Genomic DNA, 24,583 nt, shown 5'->3' on the forward strand with positions numbered 1-24,583 from the left:
TTTGTGCGCACCCTCAACGACCAGCTCTCGCGGCACGTCGCGAACCTGGCCGAGGAGCCCGGCATCGGCCGGGAGCAGGCTGCGGCCCTCGGCGTGGATGAACTGCTCCTCGTCCCCCTGGTCAGCAAGAACCGGCGCATCGGCCTGCTGCTGGCCGACAACATCGTCAACCGCCGGCCGATCAGCGACGAGGATCTCGCCTCGCTGGAAACCTTTGCCCTGCCGGTTTCCTTCGCCATCGAGCGGGCCGCCCTCTATGAACGCCTGCAGGAGGAGTTGGCCAAGCTGACCGAGGCGAACAGACGCCTCAAGGCACAGCAGGAGCAGATCGTACGCATGGAAAAGATGGCGCTGGTGGGGAAGATCACCGCCAATATCGCCCATTCCATCCGCAATCCGCTGACCATCATCGGCGGTTTCGCCCGCACGCTGATCAAGAGCACGCCGCCGGGCGACGCCAAGCGGCAGTTCATCGAATCGATCATCCGCGAGTCGCGCCGCCTCGAGGAGGTCCTGCAAGAGGTGCTGAATTATTCGGAGTCGCTGCACCCCACCTTCGACCTTTGGGACATCAACCAGCTCATCGCCGGGGTCTACGCCGGTCTGAACGAAGACCTCGAATTGGGCGGAATAGAGTGCCGGCTCGATTTCGCCGCCGGCCTGCCGCTGGTGCGCGTCGACTACAAGAAGATCTCCTACTGCCTGCGCAGCCTCATCCGCAACGCCATCGAGGCAATGTCCCCGGGCGGCGCGATGGAAATCCGTACCTGCCGGCGTGAAAACGAACTGCTCATCGTTCTGGCCGACAGCGGCCACGGTATGACGGCGGAGACGATGCACTCGGTGACGCTCCCCTTTTTCACCTCCAGGGACGACGGCAGCGGCCTCGGACTCCCCCTGTGCGCCCGCATCCTCGACGAGCACGGCGCCCGGCTCGACATTACGAGCGAAGAGGGCGTCGGAACCATCATCACGATCATTCTGAACATACCGACGGAGGCAACTCATGGCCCGACTGCTGGTGGTTGACGACGAGAGGGATATCCGCTATCTGTACGCCGCGGAGCTCAAGGACGAGGGATACCAGGTCGACACAGCCGCTTCCGGTGCGGACGCTGCAGAACTGCTGCAGCAGCACCATTACGATCTGATCGTGCTCGACATCCAGATGAAGGGGGAAAGCGGCCTGCAGCTGCTGCAGAAGATCGTCCGCGAAAAAACCGACCTGCCGGTCATCCTCTGCACCGCCTTCAGCTGCTACAAGGACGACTTCTCCTCCTGGCTGGCCGACGCCTACGTGGTCAAGAGCTCCGATTTGACGGAGCTCAAGAGCGAGGTGCGGCGAATACTGGAGAAACGGGGAAAACAAGGTTCAAGTTAAAAGGTTCGAGGCCAAAGGCCAAAACCCGGCTCTTTCATCTTTTACCTTTTGCTTTGAACCTGATTTTCCGGAGGGAAATCCATGAAAGCCGTCATCATGGCGGGGGGCTTCGGCACCCGCATCCAGCCCTTGACCATCAACATGCCCAAGCCGATGATCCCGCTGATCAACCGGCCGATCATGCTGCATATCATCGACCTGTTGAAAAGGCACGGCATCACCGAGCTGATCCTGCTGCTCTACCACCAGCCGATGGTGATCAAGAATTTCTTCGGCGACGGCAGCGAGTTCGGCGTCCACATCACCTACGTCACGCCGCTGGAAGACTTCGGCACCGCCGGGGCGGTCAAGGCGGCGGCCAAGTTCCTGGACGAGCGGTTTCTCATCATCAGCGGCGACCTGCTGACCGACTTCGACCTCTCGCAGGTCATCAAGTTTCACGAAGAGAAGGGGGCGAAGGCCACCATTACCCTGACCTCGGTCAAGGATCCCCTCCAGTTCGGCGTCGTCATCACCGACAAGGAAGGCCGCATCACCAAGTTTCTGGAGAAACCGGGCTGGGGCGAGGTCTTCTCCGACACCATCAATACCGGCATCTACGTCCTCGAACCGGAAGTCCTGGCAATGATCCCGGCGGGGGAGAACCGCGACTGGTCGAAGGACGTCTTCCCGCAGATGCTCGCCGAGGACGCTCCGCTCTTCGGCTGCCAGCTTTCCGGCTACTGGGCCGACATCGGCAACACCGACGCCTACCTCGAAGCCGGCCGCGACATCACCCGCCGCCAGGTCAGGGTGCTGATCGACGAGCGCGCCACCGAAAGCCGTCCCGACATCCACCTCGGGGAAGACGTGCTGGTGGGCCGCAAGGACCTCTCGCTGCTCGAAGGGATGGTGGTTCTCGGCGACAACACGCAGGTGCTGGGCCACGCACGGCTGAAGAACACGGTGGTCGGCCGCAACTGCGTCATCGAGGACGGCTGCGAGCTCGAGGATGCCGTCCTCTGGGACAACGTCTACCTGAAGAAGGGGTGCCGCATCCAGGGGGCGGGGCTCTGTCACAACGTGCGGGTCGGTCAGGGGGTGGTCATCGAGGAGGGGGTGATCGTCGGCGACGAGACAACCATCGGCGACGAGGCCTACCTGAAGAAGGACGTCAAGGTCTGGCCGCTCAAGGTCATCGAGGGGGGGGCGATCGTCACCACCAACCTGATCTGGGGCGAGAAATGGCGCAAGAGCCTGTTCGAGGGAGCGGTAGTGCGCGGCCTGACCAACGTCGAGCTGACCCCCGAATTCTCGGCCAAGCTGGGGGCGGCCTACGGCTCCACCCTGCCCAAGGACTCCTTCATCCTCGCCGGCCGCGACGCCATCCGGGCCTCGCGCATGCTCAAGCGATCCTTCCTCGGCGGCCTGTTGTCGGCCGGGGTCAACGTCCGCGACATCAAGATGGTCTCCCTGCCGGTGCTGCGCTACAAGCTGACCACCTTCGGCGAGGTCGGCGGCGTCCATTTCCGCCAGTCGCCCGAGGATCCGGCGGCCACCGACATCATCTTCTTCGACGCCGAGGGGATCGAGGTCTCCTCGGCGGCGGCCAAGGGGATCGAGCGCATCTACTACAAGGAGAACTTCCGCCGCGTCCATTTCTCCGAGCCCGGCGGCATTTCAGAGCTGCCCCGCATCTACGACTATTACCGGGAAGGGTACCTGCGCGCCCTCGATGGCGCCGCGCTGCGCGCGGCGGCGCCCAAGGTGGTGGTCGACCTCAACCACTCCCCGGCCGGCGAACTGCTGCCGGGCCTGCTCAACGATCTCGGCTGCGAGGTGATCGAGCTCAACTCGCACCTGCAGGAGAGCCGCTCCGGCACCTCCCCCGAGCAGGCGGAGCGTGCCCTGGAGCAGCTCTCGCGCATCGTCGTCACCCTCGGCGCCACCGCGGGTTTCTGGCTCGGGCCTTCCGGCGAACGGTTGAAGCTGATCGACGAGACCGGCGAAGTCCTTTCCGACATCGAGGCCCTGGCCAGCCTCGCCTCCCTGGTCTGCCAGGCCGAGCGCAGCGGCAGCCTGGTGTTGCCGGTGCCGGCACCGCTGGCGGTGGAGGAGTTGGCGGTGGCGGCAGGGTTGACCGTCAAGCGCACCAAGACCGACGGCCGCTCCCTGGTCGAAGGGGCCAAGGAGCGGAACGTACAACTGGCCGCCGCCCTCGACGGGCGGTTCGCCTTCCCCGCCTTCCAGTCCAACTTCGATGCGCTTTTCGCCGTCGGCAAGACCATCGAACTGCTGGTGCGCACCGGCAAAAGCCTGGGCGAAGTCCGCCGGAGCAACCCGACGCGGGCCTACCGGCATCTGCAGCTTCCCTGTTCCTGGGAGCTCAAGGGTGGGATCATGCGCAAGATGAGCGAGGATTCGGTCGAACTCGAAGCCTCCTTCGTCGACGGGGTCAAGGTCCAGTTGCCGGGCGGCTGGGCGCTGGTCCTGCCCGACCAGCACCGGCCGGTGGTACACCTGATGGCTGAAGCGGGCAATGCCGCCCGCGCCGACGAGCTGCTCGAAACCTACCGCCGCAAGGTGGAGGAGTGGAAGAAGGAACTGCTGAAAAGCTAGGCTCGAGGCCCTAGGCCCGAGGCAAAAGGTTAAACCTATAGCCTCGGGCCTCGAAAGGAACTTTCCGTGTCCGAACTGCGCTGGGACCCGCTGAAGATGAGCTGGGTCATCATCACCAACAACGGGACCAGGCGCCCGCGGGACTTCTACCACGAGCGGGAGCGGGTGGTGATGGCCGCCTGCCCCTTCTGCTACGGACAGGAGGATAAAACGACGCGGGAGATCTTTGCCATCCGCGACGCCGGCAGACGCCCCGACACCCCCGACTGGCGGGTCCGGGTGATTCCCCACAAGTACCCCGCCCTGCGCATCGAGGGGGAACTGGAGAAGCGGGGAGTGGGACTCTATGATGCCATGAACGGAGTCGGTGCCCATGAGATCATCATCGAGAACCCGGACCACGACCGCAGCCTGGGGGAGCTGACCCCGGCCGAGATCACCGACGTGCTGCGCGCCTGGCGGACCCGGCTGGTCGATCTGCGCCGCGACCCCCGGTTTCGTTATATCCTCCTGTTCAAGAACCACGGGGTGGAGGCGGGGGCGAGCGTCCCCCACTCGCACTCCCAGCTCATCGCGCTCCCGGTCACCCCCCCGGTGGCGGCCACCGAGCTCTCCGTCTGCCGCGAATACTACGCGCGCAAGGAACGCTGCCTGGTCTGCGACATGCTGGCCCAGGAGAGCGCGGCGACCGAGCGCATCGTCCGCGACGACGGCGACTTCCTGGTCTTCGCTCCCTTCGCCGCCAGTTTCCCCTTCGAACTGCGCCTCGTCCCCAAACGCCACAGCCATGACTTCGGACTGATGACCGAACAGGAACTCGCCAGTCTGGCCGAAGCGCTCAAGGACGCCCTGCTGCGACTGCGCAGCGTGCTGCACGATCCGCCCTACAACTTCGTTCTGCATAATACCCCGCCGATGCACCTGAGGCTTGGAAAGCCTGCCTACTGGGGCTCCCTTCCCTACGATTACCACTGGTACATCGAGCTGATCCCCCGGTTGACCAAGATCGCCGGCTTCGAATGGGGGACCGGCTTCCACATCAACCCGATGCCGCCCGAGGAGGCCGCCCGCCATCTGCGCGAAGCCGACCTCTCGGTCAGTTTCTGAGCGAACCGCCGAGAACCGGCCGAACTGGAACGGAACGAACATGACACCTGATACTCCCCGCGCGACGGACTATTTTCCCCTGGGCCTCCAGATCTCCGGCCGGGCCTGGGACGACCACGACCTGAATCTCGAGCTGTTCGCCGAATACCCCTCGGCACCCCTCTACCCCCTGCGCCTGCTCGCCTCCCGCCTGCGCGGGAAGGCACCACAGAGGCCGGCGAGCGCCGGCCAGCTCAATCTGCTCGCCCTGCTCAACACCGCCTTCCGCATCGTGGCCGGCCGCTATCTCGAGCAGCGCCGCTGCAGCGTCGGGCTGGAGGCCGTCGAACTGGCCGGCCGCCACTTTCCCCTCGCTTCCTTGCGGCACACCCTCGAAGCCTTCGTCCGCCACTATCCTCCCCTGGCGGTGCGGCAGGGGATGGGCAGGGACGGCTTTCTGCGCGGCCATGACGCCCCGGCCGGCCGCCGAAACGCCGCCGTCGAGCTCTTCGTCCTCGCCGTGCAGACGCTCAACCCGGCCGCCCACTCTCTGGCCGGGCTCTTCGACGACGCCGAACTGCAACGCGACTGCGACTACCGCGAAACGCTGCGGCTGCTCGATGCCGAGCTGGCCGGCGAGGCGGCCTCCGGCCTGCTCGGCGGCTCGCTGCTGGCCCGGCTGCGCGAGCCGCTGCTGGCGGCGCCCGACTCTCTGGCCGGCCAGCTCGATTACATGCGGCAGCACTGGGCGGCCCTGCTCCCCCCCGAACTGCTGCGTCGCCTGCTCAGCGCCTTCGACGTGCTGCGCGAAGAGGAGCAACTGCGCGGCGGCGGCCCCGGACCCACCCATATCCCCCGCTTCGCCGCGGCCGGCGATGAACCCGAGCGCTTCTCCCCGGACACCGACTGGATGCCGAACGTGGTCCTGATCGCCAAGACCATCTACGTCTGGCTCGACCAGCTCTCCACCCGCTACGGCCGGCCGATCGAGCGGCTCGACCAGATCCCCGGCGAGGAGCTCGACCGCCTCGCCCGCTGGGGCTTCACCGCTCTCTGGTTGATCGGCATCTGGGAGCGCTCGGTCGCCTCGGCCGAGATCAAGCAGCGCATGGGCAACCCCGAGGCTGTCGCTTCCGCCTACTCCCTCTACGACTACACGGTCGCCGCCGATCTTGGCGGCGAGGCGGCGCTGCACGAACTGGAGGAGCGCTGCCGCGCCCGCGGCATCCGCCTCGCCTGCGACGTCGTCCCCAATCACACCGGCATCTATTCGCGCTGGACCCGCGAGCACCCCGACTGGTACGTTCAGGTGGAACACCCCCCCTACCCGGCCTACCGCTTCAGCGGCCCGAACCTCTCGCGCAGCGACGACGTCGAAATCGTCATCGAGGACGGCTACTGGAACCATGCGGACGCCGCCGTCGTCTTCAGGCACGTCGAGCGCGGCAGCGGCCGGGTGCGCTTTATCTACCACGGCAACGACGGCACCCATCTGCCGTGGAACGACACTGCCCAGCTCAACTTTCTCCTCCCCGAGGTGCGCGAGGCGATGATCCGCACCATCGTCGAGGTGGCCCGCCGCTTCCGCATCATCCGCTTCGACGCCGCCATGACCCTGGCCAAGAAGCATTTCCAGCGCCTCTGGTTCCCGCTGCCCGGCGGCGGCGCCGGCGTCCCCAGCCGCGCCGAGCACGCGATGGCGGCGGAGGCGTTCGAGGCCGCCTTTCCCGCCGAGTTCTGGCGCGAGGTGGTCGACCGGGTGGCCGCCGAGGTCCCCGACACCCTGCTGCTGGCCGAAGCCTTCTGGCTGATGGAAGGCTATTTCGTGCGCACCCTCGGCATGCACCGGGTCTACAACAGCGCCTTCATGAACATGCTGAAGATGGAGGAGAACGCCAAGTACCGCACGGTGCTCAAGAACGTACTCGAGTTCAACCCCGAGATTCTCAAGCGCTTCGTCAACTTCATGAACAACCCGGACGAGGCGACCGCCGTCGCCCAGTTCGGCAAGATGGACAAGTACTTCGGGGTGGCGGTGCTGCTGGTCACCCTGCCGGGGCTGCCGATGGTCGGCCACGGCCAGGTGGAGGGGTTCGAAGAGAAGTACGGCATGGAGTACCGCCGCGCCTACTGGCACGAAACACCGGACGAGGGGTTCATCGCCCACCATGAGGCGCAGATCTTCCCGCTGATGCGGCGCCGGTATCTTTTCAGCGGCTCGGCCGAGTTCGTCCTCTACGATTTCTGGAGCGGCGGGCACGTCAACGAGGACGTCTTCGCCTACAGCAACCGCACCGGCGCCGAGCGGGCACTGGTCGTCTACCACAACCGATTCGCCGACACCGGCGGCTGGATCCGCGAGTCGACGGGGAAGATGGTACGCGACGCCGGCGGTGAGCACCTGCGGCGTTCCACCCTGGCTTCCGCCTTTTCCCTGCGCGGCGAGCCGGGGATATTCTACCGTTTCCGCGACCACCGCAGCGGCCTCGAATACCTGCGCGCCGGCCGGGAACTGGCCGAGCAGGGACTTTACCTGCCCCTCGGCCCCTACCAGTACTACGTCCTGCTCGACTGGCGCGAGGTCGTCGACGCCGACGGCAGCTGGAGCGAACTGGCCGCCGACCTCGACGGGCGACCCGTCGCGGATCTGGACGCCGAATGGAAACGGCGCCGCTACGCGCCGCTGCACGAGGCGCTGCGGCGCGCCGTCGACCACGGCCTGCTGACGCGGGTCGGCACCGAGCTTCTCGCCGTCACCACCAAGGAACGCCCGGCCCTCACCCTTTTCGGCCGCGAAGTCGCCGCCCTCCGCACGGCACTGGCGCACGCCGCCGGCCTGCCGGAGCCGGAGACTGCCACCGGCGATGAACTGGCGGCGGATCTGGCCGCCCTGGAACGGCTGCTGGCGCTGGAGGGTCGGAATGCCCGCGAGCAGGCCGCTCTCGCCGCGTTGCGCTGCGCCTTCCCCGACGCGCCCGGCGCCGGGGGGGACATCCGGTCGCCGGAGTTCAGCCGCGTCTTCCTCTCCTGGCTGGCGCTGCGCCGTCTCGGCGAGCTCGGCGGCCCGCAGGGGGCGCCGGCCCGCACCGCCGCCTGGCTCGAGGAGTACCTGCTGCGCGACACCCTCTTCAGGCAGTTGCGGCTGGAGACCGACGAGGCGACCGCGCACCGCGATGCCCTGCTGGTCGCCATCCTCTGCCGGCACCAGGGGGCCTGGCGTGCCGACGCCGAGGAGACGGCGGCGCTGCGAGCCGTCCTCGCCGATCCGCAGACCCGGGAACTGCTCGGCTGGCACCGCCATGGCGGCAGCCACTACATTCTCCGCGAACGTCTGGAGAGCCTGCTCTGCTGGCTTTACTTCACCGCCGCCGTCGATGCGGTCGCCGAGGCGGGGGAAGAAACCGCCGCCCTCCTCGCCGGCCTGGCCGGCCTGCACGACTTCTTCGGCCAGGTGCAGGAGAAAGCGGCCGAGGTGCACTACCAGGTGGAAAAACTTGCCGAATTCGTCTAGAATGCGCGGGCGTAGGGGCGCAGCATGCTGCGCCCCTACATAACCCGAACCCGGATCCGGTTTCCGTGAATATTCTTCTTGTCTCTTCCGAAGTCGCCCCGTTTGCCAAGAGCGGCGGCATGGCCGATGTCGCCGGCGCCCTGCCCCGTGCCTTGCGCCAACTCGGCCACGACGTGCGCATCGTTTTGCCCTGCTACCGGACCGCCCGCCAGCGTTTCCCCATGGCAGAGACGGGGATCGTCATCGAGGCGGCCGTCGAAGGCCGGTCGCAACGGGCAGAGGTCCGGCAAACATCCCTGGACGATGTTCCGGTCTATCTTATCGACCAGCCCCGCTATTTCGACCGTGACGGCCTCTACGGCACACCTGCCGGCGATTACCCGGACAACGCCCAGCGCTTCGGCTTCTTCTGCCGCGCCGTGCTCGAACTGCCCCGGCTCCTCCACTGGCGCCCCGACATGCTGCACTGCAACGACTGGCAGAGCGGCCTGGTGCCGGTGCTGCTGCGCACCGCCCACCGCGACGACCCTTACCTTGCCGCCACCGGCAGCCTGCTGACCATCCACAACCTCGGCTACCAGGGTGTTTTCCCGGCCGGGGTGTTCGACACCCTCGACCTCGACCCGCGCCTCTTCACCCCCGCCGCCCTCGAATACTGGGGGCAGGTCTCCTTTCTCAAGGGAGGAGTGGTCTTCGCCGACCGCGTCAACACCGTCTCCGAGACCTACTGCCTGGAGACCCTCATGCCCGAGTACGGCTTCGGTTTCGAGGGAATCCTGCGCGCCCGCGGCGCCGCCTACAGCGGCATCCTCAACGGCCTCGACGAGCGGCAGTGGAACCCGGCCACCGACGCCGCCCTTGAGCAGACCTTCAGCGCCGCCGACCTTTCGGGCAAGGCGGCCTGCAAGCGCGCCCTGCAGCAGGCACTGGGCCTGACAGTCGACCCGGCCATCCCGCTGATCGCCATGGTCACCCGCCTCGACACGCAGAAGGGGCTCGACCTGGTGGAGCAGGCCTGGGAGGGGTTGCTGGAACGCAGGGTGCAGTTGGTCCTGCTGGGGACGGGAGAGGAGAAGCACATGCGCTTCTTCGCCGGCGTCCAGGGACACCACCCGGAGCAGGTCTCGATCCACCTCGAATTCGACGACGCCCTCTCCCGGCGCATTTACGCCGGCAGCGACCTTTTCCTGATGCCGAGCCGCTACGAACCGTGCGGCCTCGGCCAGTTGATCGCCCTGCGCTACGGCAGCATCCCGGTGGTGCGCCGCACCGGCGGTCTCGCCGATACCGTCATCGATCCGGCCGAGGATGCGGCGGCAGCCAACGGCTTCACCTTCGGCGAGCCGTCTCCCCTCTCGATGCTGATCGCCCTCGACCGCGCGCTCGGCCTCTATCGGCAGCCGCAGCCCTGGCTGGCGATGGTCAGGCGGGGGATGCAGCAGGACTTCTCCTGGGACCGCTCGGCGCAGCACTACCTGGATCTCTACCGGCAGGCGAAGGAGGCGAAGGGTGCCTGAGGGACTGAAGCAGAACGGGACGGCGCCCGCGGCAAGCGACGCGCCGGCGGCGGAGGAAAAGAAGGGAAAGCTCTTCCCCGAACTGGAAGAGCTGCAGCAGGAGATCGACCGCCGCATCCGCGACAACAAGCGCTTTCTCGAGCGCTTCCTCGACGAGGACTTCAACGACGACGAGGACTTCAACGACGACGAGGAGGCGAAGGACGGGGAGGACGAGGAAGAGGATTTCGAGGAATTGTAGGTTTTACCCGTGACGAATGAAAAGCAGAATAGGATGTAACTACTCAGCCATCGCGAAAAGAATCTTCCCCCCTGAGAAACAGGGGGGACGGCTCGCCCTGCGAGCCAGGGGGGTCACCTCCGCCGCGGCCACCCCCCTGCCCTACGGGCATCCCCCTATTTCATAGGGGGACCTTTACGCCCCTTCCAGCCACCCCCGGATCGCCGCTTCCGTCTCGCCCCACCCCTCGCCCAGCCGCTCGGCGAGGAAGGTGGCGAAGAGGCTGTCGAAGAGCTGCAGTCCCTCCTCCAGCACTGCCATCCGCTCGTAGAAGACCGCCATCTGCTCGCTCGCCTCGTCGGTAAGGGCGTCCTTCTCCGGCTTCACCGCCGGCGCCTTGAAGGAGGCGAAGGCGAAGACCTCTCCCTTGAGGTTGAGCCGCCAGAGGTGCTCCCCCTTCTCCAGGTAGAGGACCGCCTCCTGGATCTCCTTGCCGGCGCGCAGCGCCGTCACCACCTCGCCGAAGCTGTCCTGCGGACCGGTGACGGCGATCTTCTGCACCCCCGCCTCGCCGCCGCCGACCAGCACCAGCCGGTCGTTGAGGGTGGCGACGAATCCTTCCCCTTCCAGCGACTGCCCGGGACGGCAGACCTGGTAGACCGAGTCGGCGTTCATCGTCCGGTACATCAGCCAGAGGAGCAGGTCGCGGCCGAGCCATCGGTTGTCGCGGATCAGCTCGAGGACGCCGTCGCCGGCGGCCTGGTTGGCCTTCGCCAGGAGCGGCTGGAGAGCGGGCGCCACCACCTCTTCGGCGCGGGCATAGGGATGGTAGGCGACCAGGCGAAAACCGTCGAACGTCTGCTTGAAGAGAACCTCGAACTGGTCGACCACCTTGGCGCTGAGGCTTGCCAGGGTGAGCAGGCCGCTGCGGGTGTCCCAGACGGCATCCCAGACCGCCGGGGCCGGCAGGGTCTTGGCCAGCAGCGCACCGTGAACCGCCTCCTTGAGCTCCTCGCGCTTCGCCTTCGGCACCCGCTGCAGCCCCGGGTGCTGGGAGAGGAACTGGCGCTCGGCCTGCTGCATCCAGGCCTTCAACAGCGCCGGCGGCACCTTGCGCTGATCGCGGCGCAGGGTGAAGGTGAGCCAGTGGTCGCGGCAGAAGCTGGCGGGGTTGGCGAAACCGCTCTCGCGGGTGTCGTCGAGCTGGACCCAGCCGACGGAAAGCTCTTCTGCGTTGTGTTCGATGGACTGGAAGCCCTTGGCGGCGAGCTTTTCGCCGGCCCAGGCGCCGAGGTCGCCGGCGGGCAGATCACCGACGACGCGGAACTGACAGATGCTGACGGTGTTGCTGAGTAGACCCATGGTACGGCTCCTTGCTTTGGGGTTGTTCGGAGCGTTATGGGATACACCTTTTCGGCGGTGGGGGCAAGGGGGAAGTTGGTCGGGCCAGCAACTATGGTCGAAGCATTAATAAACACTATTGACTCTGGGATGTTGCAGAGGTAAAAAGGGGAGACGTTTTTTCCGGTGGAGGTGGGGAGATGGCCGGAACCCCGAATCACAGATCGACACATCCAAGCCGCCCGTAACCGGCCCCGCGCCGGCGGGCGGCTCTTTGCATTCACGGGAAGGGGCGTTGAAAATCGGGGCAACGCTGCTGCCTGGGCAGAAGAGAACCCGGCAACGGGTCGAGGTCTACGGCAACACTCCGCCGGTGTCCGGTACTGCTGCGGAAAGGTCATTAAATACATGAAAACTGTATTTTAACCACAAATAATCAAGGAGTTTGCCCATGTACAAAAACTTGAATGTTGGTAAAAGTTTGTTGCTACTTTTTCTTTGCCTCCTGCTTTCCGGTTGCGCAGTCTTTCGTGGTGGAAAAATACCTGAAGTGAATTTAATGCCGTTAGAAAAGACAGATCAGCCGAAGCCATCCATCTCATATGACATAAAGTCTATGGGTGGTCTTTTCGATACCGCTAACTCGTCAGAGCACATCCAGAGTATCATTGCGGGTGAATTATTACAGACTTTGGAACAAACAAACTATTTTAGTCGCATTTCAAAAAAAGATGAAGAAGCAGATCTTAGCCTCTCAGTTACGGTTAAAAATTCTGGCAATCCAGCAGCCATGATTCCTGCCTTTATTACAGGGTTAAGCCTTTACATTATACCATCATGGGCTACAGACAATTTTGAGGTCACTGCTATAGCCAAAAATCGACAAGGACATAGCAAAGAATATGTTTTGTCCGACTCTACGACTTTAGTTCAATGGCTGCCAATGATCTTCGTATTCCCGGCAAAAAACTTTTCTGTAATTCCGGAAGTAAGGAAGAACATATACAGGAATATTATTATGCAAATGAAAAATGATGGATTTATTTCAAACGACCCCACAGTAAAAGTGTCTGGTTAAAACCAATAAAAACATAACAATCGGCAAGTCCCCGGCTTCCGCCTTGGGATTTATGCTCTGACTGCAGACGAATTCTGCCCTAAACAAAAATTGGCCCATTTCAGATGGGATTATCCCATCTCGTTGTCATCAAGGAGGAAGTATGCAAAAGCTTATCCCGGTTATCTTCTTATGTTTCTTGTCAGGATGTGCTTCGATCGTTTCAGGCGGGCCTGAAATAGTGACCATCAGTTCAAACCCGCCTGAAGCCAAAATGACCCTTTGCAACGATCGTACAAAGCAGTGCATGGCAATCGGGCAGACCCCCTACACCGCAACCCTCGATAGAAGCCAGGGGTTTTTTACTCCAGCCAGATATTCTATTAAATGTGAAAAGCCAGGCTTCGGCCCTGCTGAGAGAACCCTCTCTGCCGGAATGAACGGCTGGTACGCCGGGAATATCATTTTTGGTGGACTCATCGGTTTACTTATTGTCGACCCGGCCACGGGGGCCATGTGGGATATCAAGGAACACAATATGGTCCTGAATCTTTCCCCTTTGGCCATCGAGCCTGAGAAACCCCAAATTGTCCCGGACAGCCCCGCGCCACAACAAGAGATCGAAAAGTCCCAATCATAAATCCCAGAGGGGACAAAATGCGCGGTTAACGTCTGTATCGCGCATCGACCATCTCTTGAAGAGCTGTTTGCAGGTAAGGATAGCAAAGAGAAAAAGTCCTTGGCCGCCTTGCAGCCCATGTTGAACGGAGTTACCCGCTGAAGGATATAGGGTGCTTTCTCGGGCGCCACTATGCCACTGTCAGCAAGATGCTCAAGTGGGCCGGAGCGTAAAAACTGGCAAGGCAAGACTTGACCCCCCACTTTGCTTTGGGTTGTTCGGAGCGTTATGGGATACACCTTTCGGCGGTGGGGGCAAGGGGGAAGTTGCAACCGGCGACGGTACACCAATTGGATACCAATGAATTTATCCGCTTGACCGATAAAGGATGGACAGCGATACTATACGCATTAGATGCGCATGGAGGTTCTAAATGGGAAATACCGCAAAAAAATTGCCGGCGAACCTGAGTATCCGCAGCGACCTGCTTCGAGAAGCCAAGGAACGCAAAATCAATCTTTCGCAGACCCTGGAGGAACGGTTGGAAGAGATTCTGCGCGAGCAGAACCGCCAGGCTTGGCGGGAGGAGAACAAGGAAGCCATCCAGGCTGCCAACGATTTCGTCGCCAGGCACGGCCTCTGGAGCGATGGGTTGAGGCGCTTCTAATGGCCCAGTTCGATATCTACGCGAATCCGAACCAGGGACCTGAAGAACCGGTCAAATACCTCCTGGACCTGCAGGCCGAAATCCTTGAGGATCTGCCGACTCGGGTGGTCGCGCCGCTCGTTGCGCCGGACAGCCTCGGCCCATCCATGCGGATTCTCAACCCCCGGATTTTTGTTCATGGCGAACCATATATCCTGCTGTCACATCTCCTCGCCGCAATTCCCGCCAAGTCCCTTGGCTTGTCAGTCGATTCAGCGAAAACGCAGCGGGACGAGGTCATTCGCTCCGTCGATTTTCTTTTCACCGGCACCTGATTGAAGACAGCGTCTTCGGAAGTTCGAGGGACCGCAAAACCTGATTCGTAGCGGAAGAATGCTGAAGGGTGCCCTCTGCACGCCGAGGGGACAAAACAAGCGGTTAACGTCTGTATCGGGGAGGTCGCCAGCAGATGATCGTGTCCTTGAGCCGCCAATACCTCAATCGCCATGCCGTTCCGGTTATCGAACGGGTCGATACCGCCATCTTCGAGCGAACCTGCTCGCCGCACTGCGCGAGCTGCGCCTTCTGCAACGACGCCTGCTGCGCTTTCGGGGTCTGCGTCGACCTGGACAACGTGCGTCGCATCGAAGGCTGCGCCGACCGACTGGAGGGTTACCTCAGAATTCCGCGCGACCAGTGGTTTACGGGAAATGATGTTCCAGACCCCGAGTACCCGGGCGGCAGCTACATGCGCACCCGGGTCGTCGGGGGAGCCTGCGTGTTCCTGAACCGGGCCGGGCGCGGCTGCCTGCTCCACGCCTTCTGTCTGGCCGAAGGTCTGGACCATCACCTCCTCAAGCCGATGTTCAGCTCCCTCTTTCCGGTAACGGCCGAGGCGGGACTGCTGCGCCCGGCGGCCGAGGTGCTCGACGAATCCCTGGCCTGCCTGGGCGGGGGGCTCACGCTATACCGGGGGGCGCGGGGCGATCTGCAGTACTACTATGGGGATGCCCTCATCCGGGAGCTGGACCGACTGGAGACCCGCGACAAATAATTTAAAACGGCATCTGCTCGCGCAAAGGCGCCAAGGCCGCAAAGAAATTCAAACACTTATGAAGATATAGATCTGAACCAATCAGGCGAACCGCAAGGATCAAATAACTACCTGATTTTCCTTTGCGTTCTTTGCGAGCTTTGCGCGAAACTGCTTTTGCAGGTTTAAATCACTTCAGCGGACCTCCCCCTCAACCCAGGCGACCCGGTTGCGACCTTCGCTCTTGGCCCGGTAGAGTCCGTCATCAGCCCGCTTCAGGGCCTCTTCGAAACTCTCCCCATCGCCCACGGTGCAGGCAAGCCCCAGGCTCACCGTGACCGGGATTTCGACTCCGTCGATGACGACCGGCGCGGCCGCCACCCGCTCCCGGATCCTTTCGGCAATCGCCCGCGCTCCATCGAAGCCTGTGCCGGGCAACACGGCGAGAAACTCCTCGCCGCCGTAGCGGCCGACGAAATCGTAGCGGCGGAGCGACCGGACGAGGCGGTCGGCGATCTCCTTCAGGATCAGGTCGCCGGTCTGGTGGCCGTAGGTGTCGTTGTGGCGCTTGAAGTGGTCGACGTCGAGCATGAGCAGCCCGAGCGCCTTCTGCGGGGTGCCGGCTTCACGCTCGCGCTCCAGCCGGGCGAACTCCTGTTCCGCCCGCAGGAATATCTGGTGCCGGTTGAGCAGCGAGGTCAGGGCGTCGGTCGTCGCCAGAGTGTGCAGAATGTCCTGCGCCGCCTTGAGCTGATTGGTCCCCCGCCGCACCAGCAGGAAAGCGCAGGCGAAGACGATGAGCAGGACGGCCGCGAGCAGCAGCACCGACATTCCGACGACGCCGGCAATGTCGCGGCGGTCGGCAGTAACGTCGACATACAGCTCGAAACCGCCGATCACCTGTCCCGCATCATTCCGAATCGGAAAATAGGTTTCCACCACATCGACGTCGAACTTGCGCTCTTCGGCGAGGTCGAGAACCTCGTCCTTTTCCTCCAGTCGGGAATCGACCTGGCCTGTGAGCGCCCGCTGCAGGCGCCGGTTGTCGGCATCGACGCGGCCGATGAGCAGCGGGTCGGTGCTGTAGACGATCCGGCCGTCGGCGGAAAAAATCTTTATCTTGAGAATATCGAAGGGCTTGAGGAATTGCCGCAGGCGGCGGTCGAGCTGGGTCAGCTGTCCGGGGTCGACGGCGATGCTGCCGTCCTCTGCAGAGAAGAAGTTCAGCAGGGCGTCCCGCTCCAGAACCTGCAGGGCGCTGCCTATCCGGATCGCATCCAGCTCGGCGCGGGAAATCACATGACGGGAGTAAACGACGTAGATGCCGGTGGCCGCCAGGGAAAGGATGACGACGAGGGAGACCAGGGCAATCCTGATGAGCTGGCGCAGGAGCGCGAAGGGATCCTTGCTGGACACCTCCGCCCCGGCGATGCGTTTGGCAGTCATGGTAAAACCCTCAGGGGAGAATACCCCGGAGCTCTGCTGCTCCGGCCCCCCGACCGTTAAGGGCCATCTTATTCCAACCGGGCTTTTATTTCCAGCATTTCGGCAGGTTGCAGAAATGACTGAGACGCAGAAAAATTCCGCGCATCGCCGGAAGGGGATTGACGGACGGCCCCAGGAGTTGTATCTAGCCTGTGGAAGCGGTCCTTTTTCGTCGGAGATGGGGATGCATGTGGCAATCGCTTGATTACTGGATCCGGCAGCAGCTGGCGCTGTTTGACGAGAAGGCCGGGGCGTCGGCCGAAACCTTTGCGGCCGGACGCGGCCGCATCTACTGCGGCCGGGGCTGCCGGAACTGCTGCAATCTGGCGGTCCAGTGCACCTTCACCGAGGCGCTGCCGGTCGCCGAAGCGTTGAGCGACGAGCAGGCCGCCACCCTGGGCGGTCACGTCGCCCGCCTGCGGCAGCACCTCGCGGAGGTCTCCGACCTCAAGTCGTACCTGCGCCTGCACCGACAGGCCATCGGCTGCTGCCCCTTTCTCGGGGCGGACGGCGCCTGCGGCATCTACGCGGTGCGCCCCTTCGCCTGCCGCGCCCTCCTTTCCACCCGCCCCGCCGACTGGTGCGCCGTCGACTTCGCCGAGCTCCACCCGCTGGAAAAGCAGGCCTACCTGAGCAGCCTCGATCCCGCCGTGGTCGCCTGGCCCACCCACTACCTCGCCGCTCCCCGCAACCTCGCCCAGGAGATGGAAGCGGCAGCCGCCTGGCGGATGTTCGACACCTTCGGCTTCACCCTGAGCGGCAACCTCCCCTTTCTTGTCTGGCTGGAGAAGGAATACCGATTGAGCGCGGTGGCGGCCCAAGGGCACGCGGCGACACTCGCTCTGCTCGAAAAAGAGGGCCTGAGCCTCCCCTTTCTGGTCAGTCTCCATCGGCAATAAAACGGCCGGCTCGACGCGGGCAGGCGAGCCATTCCCTGCTAGAATGATAAATGCCGGCACGAAACTGACCGCTCCCGGCTGAAGCGCATCCACCCGACCAGAAGGCTTCGCATGACCGCGCACACCTTCCTTTTCGAACCTGCCCGCTGGCAGGCGAGCGGCGTCTTTGTCGACCCTGCCGGGCAGACCCTGTCGATGGCGGGACACAGCGTCGTCCTGCACTGCGATGGGATCTGGTCGCTCACCGGCAAGATCCACCTGACCGGCGAGTCGACGGTGGAGATCGTCAATGACTGCCGCATCGTCCCCTTCCCGGCGGGGGAACTGCAGACCACCTGGACCTCGCACAATCCGGCCCTCGGCATTCTCAAGGGGCGCTTCGTCATCGTCGACGACACCATTCTCTCCTTCTTCGAGAGCGACGACCACCAATTCCGCGGCACGGAATGGCTGCGCCGGCTCGATGCCGACAATTACGAGAACCGCGGTGTTCTCTTCGAGAGGGAGCGCCTGCTTTCGGCCTGGGCGTCGGAACTGCGGCGGGAGAAATGACCGGCCGGGCAGAAGCGGCGTAATCAGGCCGCAGAGGGCAACGCCGCTGGCAGGGAGGAGAGGAGGGAGACGATGCCTAACGCAAAAAGGCTGGGCGAGATTCTGGTCGAGCAAGGAATCATTTCTCTGAAAACCCGCGACCGGCTCCTGCAGCGAGCCGAAATCCTCCATCGCCGAATCGGCAATGTCCTGGAAGACCTGGGGCTGGTCACCGGCGAGGAACTGGCTGCCGCCCTGGCGAACCAGCACGGCTACAAGACTGCCACCAACCTTGTCCGCATCACCGTTCCCCCCGACCTTCTTGAACTGCTTCCCATCGAAGTGGCGATGCAGCATCTCGTCTTCCCCCTGAAAAAGGAGGGAAGTCGCCTGGCGCTCGCCATGGCCGACCCGACCGACATGCGGATATGTAACAATCTGGCCGCCGACAGTGGACTGAAAATCATCCCCTTCATCGCCACCAAACAGGAGATCCGCGAGGCGATCAGCCATCATTACCTCGGCAAGCCGGCCGCCCGCCCGACTTCACGCACGGTTCTGGCGGTGGACGACGACCAGCTGATCCGCTCGATTCTGACCGACATCCTGGAGAAGGACAGATACCGGGTGCTGACGGCCAGCGACGGCATGCAGGCCTTCAGAACGGTCATCGCCGAGAGCCCGCATGTGATCATTACCGACCTGGTGATGCCGAAACTCGACGGTTACGGCCTGCTCAACGCCCTCAAGAACATCCCCGAGACCAGCTTCATCCCGGTCATCCTCATCAGCGGCCAGCTGAAATCCGAAGAGGAAGAGCTCAAGGCCTTTGAAAAGGGTTTTTTCGACGTGCTCCTCAAACCGCTCAACCAGGCCTCGGTGCGGGCCCGGGTCAAGCGGGCCTTCCATTTCTACGACAACCAGTACCGCCTCTTCTGAACGACCGGCGCCGCTGGCGGTCCGTCTTCCTCCCGTTATACTTCAGGCAGACAGGCAGTTCTCTGACTGCAGGCGAGGGAGGGAGCAATGGCGGATTTGTGCAATGTCGATTTTCTGCAACTCGACGACCTGCTGAGCGAGAGGGAGAAGTCCCTCCGGAGCAGGGTCCGGACGATGGTGGAGCGGGAGGTCATCCCGCACATCGCCGGGTGGTACGAACGGGCCGAGTTCCCTCGGCACCTGATCGCGCACCTGGCGGAGCTGGGGCTGCCGGGAATGAAGCTGAAGGAGTTCGGCGGGGCGAGCAGCGTCGAGTACGGCCTCGCCTGCCGGGAGCTGGAGCGCGGGGACAGCGGCCTGCGCAGCTACCTGTCGGTCACCTCCTCCCTGGTGATGCACCCGATTTCGGTCTTCGGCTCGGCGCAGCAGAAGGCGCGCTGGCTGCCCGCGCTCGCCCGGGGGGAAGCGATCGGCTGCTTCGCCCTGACCGAGCCGGAGGCCGGCTCCGACCCGTCGCACCTGAAGACCTTCGCGCGCCGCGACGGCGACGACTGGCGCCTCTCCGGCCTCAAGCGCTGGATCTCCTTCGGCTCGATCGCCGACGTCGCCCTGGTCTGGGCGCAGACCGAGGAGGGGATCCGCGGCTTTCTGGTGGAGACCTCCACCCCCGGCTTCTCGGCCCGGCAGATACCGCACATGGCGTCGCTGCGCGCTTCGGTGACCTCCACCCTGATCCTCGACGACGTGCGGGTTCCCGCAGCCGCCCGCCTGCCCGGAGCGGAAGGGCTCAAGGCCGCCCTCAGCTGCCTCAACGAGGGACGCCTCGGCATCGCCTGGGGGGCGATGGGCGCCGCCGCCGCCTGTTTCGAGGCGGCCCGCGACTACGCCGTGCGCCGGGTCCAGTTCGGACGGCCGATCGCCGCCTTCCAGCTCACCCAGCGCAAGCTGGCGGCGATGCTCACCGAGATTGTCAAGGGAGAGCTGCTCGCCTGGCGCATCGCCCGCCTGCGCGACGAGGAGAAGGCGCGGCCGGAGCAGATTTCGCTGGCCAAGATGAACAACGTCGCCGAAGCGCTGAACATCGCCCGCGAGGCCCGCAGCATCCTCGGCGGCAACGGGGTCAGCCTCGACTTTCACGTCATCCGCCACATGAACAACCTGGAGAGCGTCTACACCTACGAGGGGACACACGAGATCCACACCCTGATCCTCGGCGCGGCGATTACGGGGATAAATGCCTTCGGGGGAGTGGAGACGGAGGGTTCGTAGGGGCAATTCATGAATTGCCCCTACACCGGCATGCTCTCCCTTGCCTTTAACACACCGGCTCGGTCTTCTCCGTCATCAGCTCGAAGCGGATGCCGGCGGCGGCAAGTTCCTCGAAGAGCCGGTCGAAGAGAGGACCGTGAATCGCCCGCTCCGGGGTGAGCAGGCCGATCTCCTGCAGTTCGCCGCGTCCGATCAGCAGCGCCGTGACTGCCGCGGTGATGGCGGTAACCCGGGCCATGGCAGTGAGCCTCCGAGCCGGGTCGGGATGGATGACCCCCTCCAGGCGGTAGTGCCGCGGCCGACTGGCCTCGACCCCGCTCGCCTCGACCCGGAAAAGGGTAATATCCCGCGCTCCCCGCGGCAGTTGCACTTGCGGCCCGAGCAGGGCATTCAGCAGCCGGATCGGCGGCACCTCCACCCCGTCCACCGCCAGCGGTTTCCGACCGAGCAGGCCCAGCTCCCGCAGCAGAGCCGCTTTGGCGGCGTAGCCGGGCCAGCGCAGGGTCTTCTGGGTGCCCCGGCGCAACCCCTGCAGGGCGGGGTACTCCAGCAGCCAGGGGGCAAAGCCCTCGTGATAGGCTTCCACCTCCCCGATCTCCGGAAAATGGAGCGTCTCCACCCCGGAATAGCGAGGGACGAGCCGCAGCTCGCCCTTCTCGACGACCGCGGCCTCATCCTCGCGCAGCGGCAGTTCCTTCCCGCCGAAGACGATCCGGTAGCCCAGCGGCGGCTGCGGCCGCTCCGGAATGCCGCCGCAGTAGAGGTGCAGCTCCTCGACCCGGTCGAGCCTCTCCGCAAGGTGGCGGGCGGCAATCTCGGCCAGGCCCGGATCGACGCCGCAGCCGATGACCACCGGCACCCCCGCCGCCTCGGCCCGCCGATGCAGTTCCAGCCACTCGCCGGCAGGGGGCAGTGTCAGATCGACCAGAGGGCGGCGCGCTTCGGCCGCGGCCCGAATTGCCGGGGCGCTGGCCGGCTGCGGCAGCGCCGAAACGATCACGTCGACTTCGGCAAAACGGCGGACGACCTCGGCCTGTCCGGTCATCACGTCGATGACCTGAAACTCCAGCTTGCCGCTGCCGGGAAAGGGCGCCAGCCGCCTGCGGACCGCCGCCAGCCGGCGCCGGTCGCGGTCGCCGATCACCGCCCCCGCAACGCCGGGATCGGCCATCAGGTGCAGAGCCGCCGCCGGACCCATCAGCCCGCTGCCCAGAACCATTGCTCGCAGCTTCCGCTCCATTGCTACGTCGGCTCCTTTCCCGACATTCCCGGCCAAAACCCTGGCTCAGGATGGCGACAATGCCCAAGTTGCGGGTGGGTATGGCAGAAAATCCGTGACTGGCTATACGTTACCGCTGAAAGACAAAATCAATCACCCATTACCGGGCTTTCTCTTCCAGATAATACCTCTCCACCACCTGCAACTCGCCGTCCAGTTCGTAGACGAGCGGCTTGCCGGTGGGAATCTCGACCCCTGGAATGTCCGCGTCCGAAATTTGATCCAGATGCTTGACCAGCCCGCGCAGGCTGTTGCCGTGCGCCGCAATGAGCACCCGCTTTCCCAGCTTCAGCTCGGGGACGATCGCCGACTGCCAATAGGGGAGGACCCGCGCTATGGTGTCCCTTAGGCTTTCGGTTGCCGGAAGCTCGTCCGGGGAAAGGGAGATGTAGCGGGGATCGAAGCGGGGATGGCGTTCATCGTTCGGGTCGAGGGCGGGCGGCGGCACATCGAAGCTGCGCCGCCAGAGGTGGACCTGCTCCGGCCCGGCCTGCTGCGCCGTCTCTTCCTTGTTCAACCCCTGCAGCGCGCCGTAGTGGCGCTCGTTGAGCCGCCAGTGGTTGTGCACCGGCAACCACATGAGGTCCATCCCCTCGAGGACGATCCAGAGCGTCTTGATGGCCCGCTTGAGATAGGAGGTGAAGCAGAGGTCGAAGACGAAGCCGTGCCGCAGCAGCAGATCAGCGGCTGCTTTCGCCTCGGCCACCCCCTGCTCCGAGAGACCGACGTCGGTCCAGCCGGTGAAGCGGTTCTCCCGGTTCCAGGTACTCTGGCCGTGACGCAATAAGACGAGCTTGAGCATGGCGTTCTCCCTCACTTCAAGGCTGTCAGAGGCAGTTGAGACGCAAAGTCTTGCGCCTCTACGCTCTGCCATTGTAGCAGAGTGAGAGCGATTGCCAATTCAGGGGAGGAGGTCGCAGAGATGCAAAATCTTGCGTCTCTGCGAAACCAGGCGGGATGCGCGTCGGGAGGCTGGCGCCGGCACGCTGCCGGCGGGGCAGCGCTGCGGGGAGGCGGTGCTGCCTCCCCGCTGAAACGGCTCAGAAGTGGTGGACGAAACGCAGGGTGAACCGCTCGCCCTCGGTGCGGTTCTCGGCGGCGGTCTCGAAATAGGCATTGAAGAAGAGGTGGCTGTCGCGGGAGAGGTGCCAGAGCAGGCCGGGGCCGACGGCGAAGACCCGCTCCCGGCCCGAAACGTCGTGGCCGTCGACTTCGCTGGCGGTTATCTGCTTCAGGTAGTAGCCGTTGAGGCCGAGACGCAGCTGCCCGGGCAGCACTTCATAGGCGGAGGCGAAGTTGGCGTGCACGGCCTGGCCGGCCTGACTGTCGTCGACCGCACGCACATCATTCGGGTCGTTGTTTTCGGCATTCCAGAGATAGTGCAGACGCCAGGAGCCGGTCCACTTCGGCGTCAGGAAAACGGTGCCGGCCCAGTAGGGGTTAAAGGAGAAGAAGTTGCTTCCCGGGTTGAGGTCCTTGTCGTCATCGTACTTGCCGGTCGGCAGGAGCATCTGCAGTTCGATGCGGTGCATGAAGAGCGGGCCGCTCTTCCCCATGACCGGGTCCCACTGCAGGAAGGGACCGACCACGATATCCCCCAGCCCCGATCCATTGTCCCGCAGCAGCGGCGGCGTCATTTCGAGGTCGATGCTGACATAGGGAACGATCACGTTCATCCCCCATTTGCCGCCCCAGAGCAGTTCCTGGTCCGACTGGTAGACCAGCTGCGTCAGGCTGACCCAGACGTCGAGGTCGTTTTTGGTGACGAACGGGGGCAGCGCCCGGTCGCCATCCTTGTCCTGGAACTCATCGGCGGTGTAGTACTGCAGGTACTGCTGAAAGTAGAGGCCGGGGCCGGACGGCGGCGCGCCGTCGAGAAAACTCGTCGCCCCCAGGTTCACCGGGGGCAGGTCGAAGGCCCGTACCGGGTCGGCCGGCAGCAGTGCGCTCGCCAGCCCCATCAACAACAAGGAAATCAGACGTCTCATCAATTACCTCCTTCACTCGGAATCAAGGCGGCCGGAACCGCGCCACAGCTCAGGCCGTCAAGGTCGCAGATTACCGGGAACTTGTCAATTCGGAATAACCGGCAATGCGCTGCCAGCGCCGACAGCGACTTGCACAACGACACCCACCGGCGATAATGAAGGAAAAGTTCGTCTGCATCGCCAACGGAGGTTCTGATGAAAGCGATTCGTGTCCACGAATTTGGCGACCCGGAAGTCATGCGCCTGGAAGAGGTTCCCGACCTCATCCCCGGCCGGGGCGAGGTGCTGGTACAGATCCAGGCGATCGGCGTCAACCCGGTCGATACCTATATCCGCTCCGGCACCTACCCTGCCCGGCCCACCCTCCCCTACACCCCCGGACTGGATGCGGCCGGTGTGATCGAGGCGGTCGGCGAGGGGGTTGGTCACCGCCGGGCCGGTGAGTGGGTCTACGTCGCCGGCAGCCTCTCCGGCACCTACGCCGAGCAGGTGCTCTGCCGGGAAGATCAGACCCACCCCCTGCCGGAGACGATCTCCTTCGCCCAGGGGGCGGCCGTCGGCGTCCCCTACGGCGCCGCCTGGTACGCCCTGTTTTCGCGCGCCGCGGCCCGGCCGGGCGAGTTCGTGCTGGTACACGGCGCCAGCGGCGGGGTCGGCACCGCTTGCGTACAGCTGGCCCGGGCCGCCGGCATGCGGGTGATCGGCACCGCCGGCACCGATGAAGGTCGAAAACTGGTTCTGGAACAGGGGGCGCACCATGTGCTCGACCACCGCGCCGCCGGTTACCTGGAAGCCATCCCCGGCCTCACCTGCGAGCACGGCATCGACGTGGTGCTGGAGATGCTGGCCAACGTCAACCTCGGGCGGGACCTGAAGGCTCTCGCAATGGGGGGGCGGATCGCCGTCATCGGCAGCCGCGGCACGGTCGAGATCGACCCCCGCGACACCATGGGACGCAACGGTTCGATCCTCGGCATGGTCCTCTTCAACGCCACCGAGGCCGAAACAAGAAGCATGCACGCGGCCCTGGGCGCCGGACTGGAGAATGGTACCCTGCGCCCCGTCGTCGGCCGGGAGCTGCCGCTGGTCGAGGCAGCGGCCGCCCACCGGGCGGTGCTGGAGCCGGGGGCCTACGGCAAGATCGTGCTGGTGCCATAGTCACAAGACACCAGCATTTTGTGCCC

22 protein-coding genes are annotated in these 24,583 nt (G+C 64.3%); 17 read left to right on the forward strand and 5 right to left on the reverse strand.

Annotated features, from left to right (window positions below):
- From VD811_08490 to VD811_08520, 7 genes are all read left to right on the forward strand, one after another.
- The coding region (locus VD811_08490; GenBank protein HXV21008.1) for an ATP-binding protein at positions 1-1,029 on the forward strand (1,029 nt) is incomplete at its 5' end.
- The gene (locus VD811_08495) at positions 1,007-1,381 is read left to right on the forward strand and encodes a response regulator (protein ID HXV21009.1); all 375 of its coding nucleotides are present in this window, start codon (positions 1,007-1,009) and stop codon (positions 1,379-1,381) included. The genes VD811_08490 and VD811_08495, both read left to right, overlap by 23 nt.
- An 81-nt stretch (positions 1,382-1,462) precedes the next feature.
- Positions 1,463-3,979, forward strand: a complete 2,517-nt coding sequence (locus VD811_08500; protein HXV21010.1) for a mannose-1-phosphate guanyltransferase — start codon at positions 1,463-1,465, stop codon at positions 3,977-3,979.
- Positions 3,980-4,045: 66 nt separating this feature from the next.
- Positions 4,046-5,086, forward strand: coding sequence for a galactose-1-phosphate uridylyltransferase (gene galT / locus VD811_08505; protein ID HXV21011.1), 1,041 nt, complete (start codon positions 4,046-4,048; stop codon positions 5,084-5,086).
- Positions 5,087-5,126: 40 nt separating this feature from the next.
- Positions 5,127-8,576, forward strand: a complete 3,450-nt coding sequence (locus VD811_08510; GenBank protein ID HXV21012.1) for an alpha-amylase family glycosyl hydrolase — start codon at positions 5,127-5,129, stop codon at positions 8,574-8,576.
- 65 nt (positions 8,577-8,641) lie between these two features.
- A complete protein-coding gene (gene glgA / locus VD811_08515) occupies positions 8,642-10,093 on the forward strand; it encodes a glycogen synthase GlgA (GenBank protein ID HXV21013.1) in 1,452 nt (483 codons plus the stop codon).
- Entirely contained in the window at positions 10,086-10,334 is a 249-nt protein-coding gene (locus VD811_08520; protein ID HXV21014.1) for a hypothetical protein, read from the forward strand. The genes glgA and VD811_08520 overlap by 8 nt, the downstream gene beginning before the upstream one ends.
- Before the next feature lie 174 nt (positions 10,335-10,508).
- Here VD811_08520 and rdgC read toward each other — a convergent pair whose 3' ends face one another.
- The gene (gene rdgC / locus VD811_08525) at positions 10,509-11,675 is read right to left on the reverse strand and encodes a recombination-associated protein RdgC (protein HXV21015.1); all 1,167 of its coding nucleotides are present in this window, start codon (positions 11,673-11,675) and stop codon (positions 10,509-10,511) included.
- Between the two features lie 430 nt (positions 11,676-12,105).
- Here rdgC and VD811_08530 point away from each other — a divergent pair, with 430 nt between their 5' ends.
- From VD811_08530 to VD811_08550, 5 genes are all read left to right on the forward strand, one after another.
- Positions 12,106-12,732, forward strand: coding sequence for a hypothetical protein (locus VD811_08530; GenBank protein ID HXV21016.1), 627 nt, complete (start codon positions 12,106-12,108; stop codon positions 12,730-12,732).
- 142 nt (positions 12,733-12,874) lie between these two features.
- Positions 12,875-13,351 (forward strand): hypothetical protein, encoded by a 477-nt coding sequence (locus tag VD811_08535; GenBank protein ID HXV21017.1) that lies wholly within the window; start codon positions 12,875-12,877, stop codon positions 13,349-13,351.
- 412 nt (positions 13,352-13,763) lie between these two features.
- Complete coding sequence (locus tag VD811_08540; protein HXV21018.1) at positions 13,764-13,997, forward strand: type II toxin-antitoxin system CcdA family antitoxin; 234 nt, start codon at positions 13,764-13,766, stop codon at positions 13,995-13,997.
- Complete coding sequence (locus VD811_08545; GenBank protein HXV21019.1) at positions 13,997-14,311, forward strand: CcdB family protein; 315 nt, start codon at positions 13,997-13,999, stop codon at positions 14,309-14,311. Before VD811_08540 ends, VD811_08545 begins: the two co-directional genes overlap by 1 nt.
- A gap of 134 nt (positions 14,312-14,445) precedes the next feature.
- Complete coding sequence (locus VD811_08550) at positions 14,446-15,030, forward strand: hypothetical protein (GenBank protein HXV21020.1); 585 nt, start codon at positions 14,446-14,448, stop codon at positions 15,028-15,030.
- Positions 15,031-15,204: 174 nt separating this feature from the next.
- Here VD811_08550 and VD811_08555 read toward each other — a convergent pair whose 3' ends face one another.
- Positions 15,205-16,455 carry a GGDEF domain-containing protein gene (locus VD811_08555; GenBank protein HXV21021.1) on the reverse strand — a complete coding sequence of 417 codons (1,251 nt, stop codon included), beginning with the start codon at positions 16,453-16,455 and terminating at the stop codon, positions 15,205-15,207.
- A gap of 227 nt (positions 16,456-16,682) precedes the next feature.
- Between VD811_08555 and VD811_08560 the strand changes: the two genes are divergently transcribed.
- The 4 genes from VD811_08560 (at position 16,683) to VD811_08575 (ending at position 20,132) form a co-directional block, all read left to right on the forward strand.
- A complete protein-coding gene (locus VD811_08560) occupies positions 16,683-17,393 on the forward strand; it encodes a YkgJ family cysteine cluster protein (protein HXV21022.1) in 711 nt (236 codons plus the stop codon).
- A gap of 111 nt (positions 17,394-17,504) precedes the next feature.
- Complete coding sequence (locus tag VD811_08565; protein ID HXV21023.1) at positions 17,505-17,945, forward strand: hypothetical protein; 441 nt, start codon at positions 17,505-17,507, stop codon at positions 17,943-17,945.
- A gap of 72 nt (positions 17,946-18,017) precedes the next feature.
- A complete protein-coding gene (locus VD811_08570) occupies positions 18,018-18,863 on the forward strand; it encodes a response regulator (GenBank protein ID HXV21024.1) in 846 nt (281 codons plus the stop codon).
- Positions 18,864-18,950: 87 nt separating this feature from the next.
- Positions 18,951-20,132 (forward strand): acyl-CoA dehydrogenase family protein, encoded by a 1,182-nt coding sequence (locus VD811_08575; protein HXV21025.1) that lies wholly within the window; start codon positions 18,951-18,953, stop codon positions 20,130-20,132.
- 46 nt (positions 20,133-20,178) lie between these two features.
- On the opposite strand, the gene VD811_08580 is transcribed toward VD811_08575, so the two are convergent.
- The 3 genes from VD811_08580 to VD811_08590 all read right to left on the reverse strand — a co-directional run bounded on the left by VD811_08580 (position 20,179) and on the right by VD811_08590 (position 23,399).
- Positions 20,179-21,372, reverse strand: a complete 1,194-nt coding sequence (locus VD811_08580) for a saccharopine dehydrogenase C-terminal domain-containing protein (GenBank protein HXV21026.1) — start codon at positions 21,370-21,372, stop codon at positions 20,179-20,181.
- A gap of 139 nt (positions 21,373-21,511) precedes the next feature.
- Entirely contained in the window at positions 21,512-22,213 is a 702-nt protein-coding gene (gene gpmA, locus VD811_08585) for a 2,3-diphosphoglycerate-dependent phosphoglycerate mutase (GenBank protein HXV21027.1), read from the reverse strand.
- A gap of 238 nt (positions 22,214-22,451) precedes the next feature.
- The gene (locus tag VD811_08590; GenBank protein ID HXV21028.1) at positions 22,452-23,399 is read right to left on the reverse strand and encodes a transporter; all 948 of its coding nucleotides are present in this window, start codon (positions 23,397-23,399) and stop codon (positions 22,452-22,454) included.
- A gap of 195 nt (positions 23,400-23,594) precedes the next feature.
- Between VD811_08590 and VD811_08595 the strand changes: the two genes are divergently transcribed.
- A complete protein-coding gene (locus VD811_08595; protein HXV21029.1) occupies positions 23,595-24,557 on the forward strand; it encodes an NADPH:quinone reductase in 963 nt (320 codons plus the stop codon).
- The last annotated feature ends 26 nt before the right edge of the window (positions 24,558-24,583 follow it).

The organism is Desulfuromonadales bacterium (genome assembly GCA_035620395.1).
Taxonomy (GTDB): Bacteria; Desulfobacterota; Desulfuromonadia; order Desulfuromonadales; family DASPGW01; genus DASPGW01.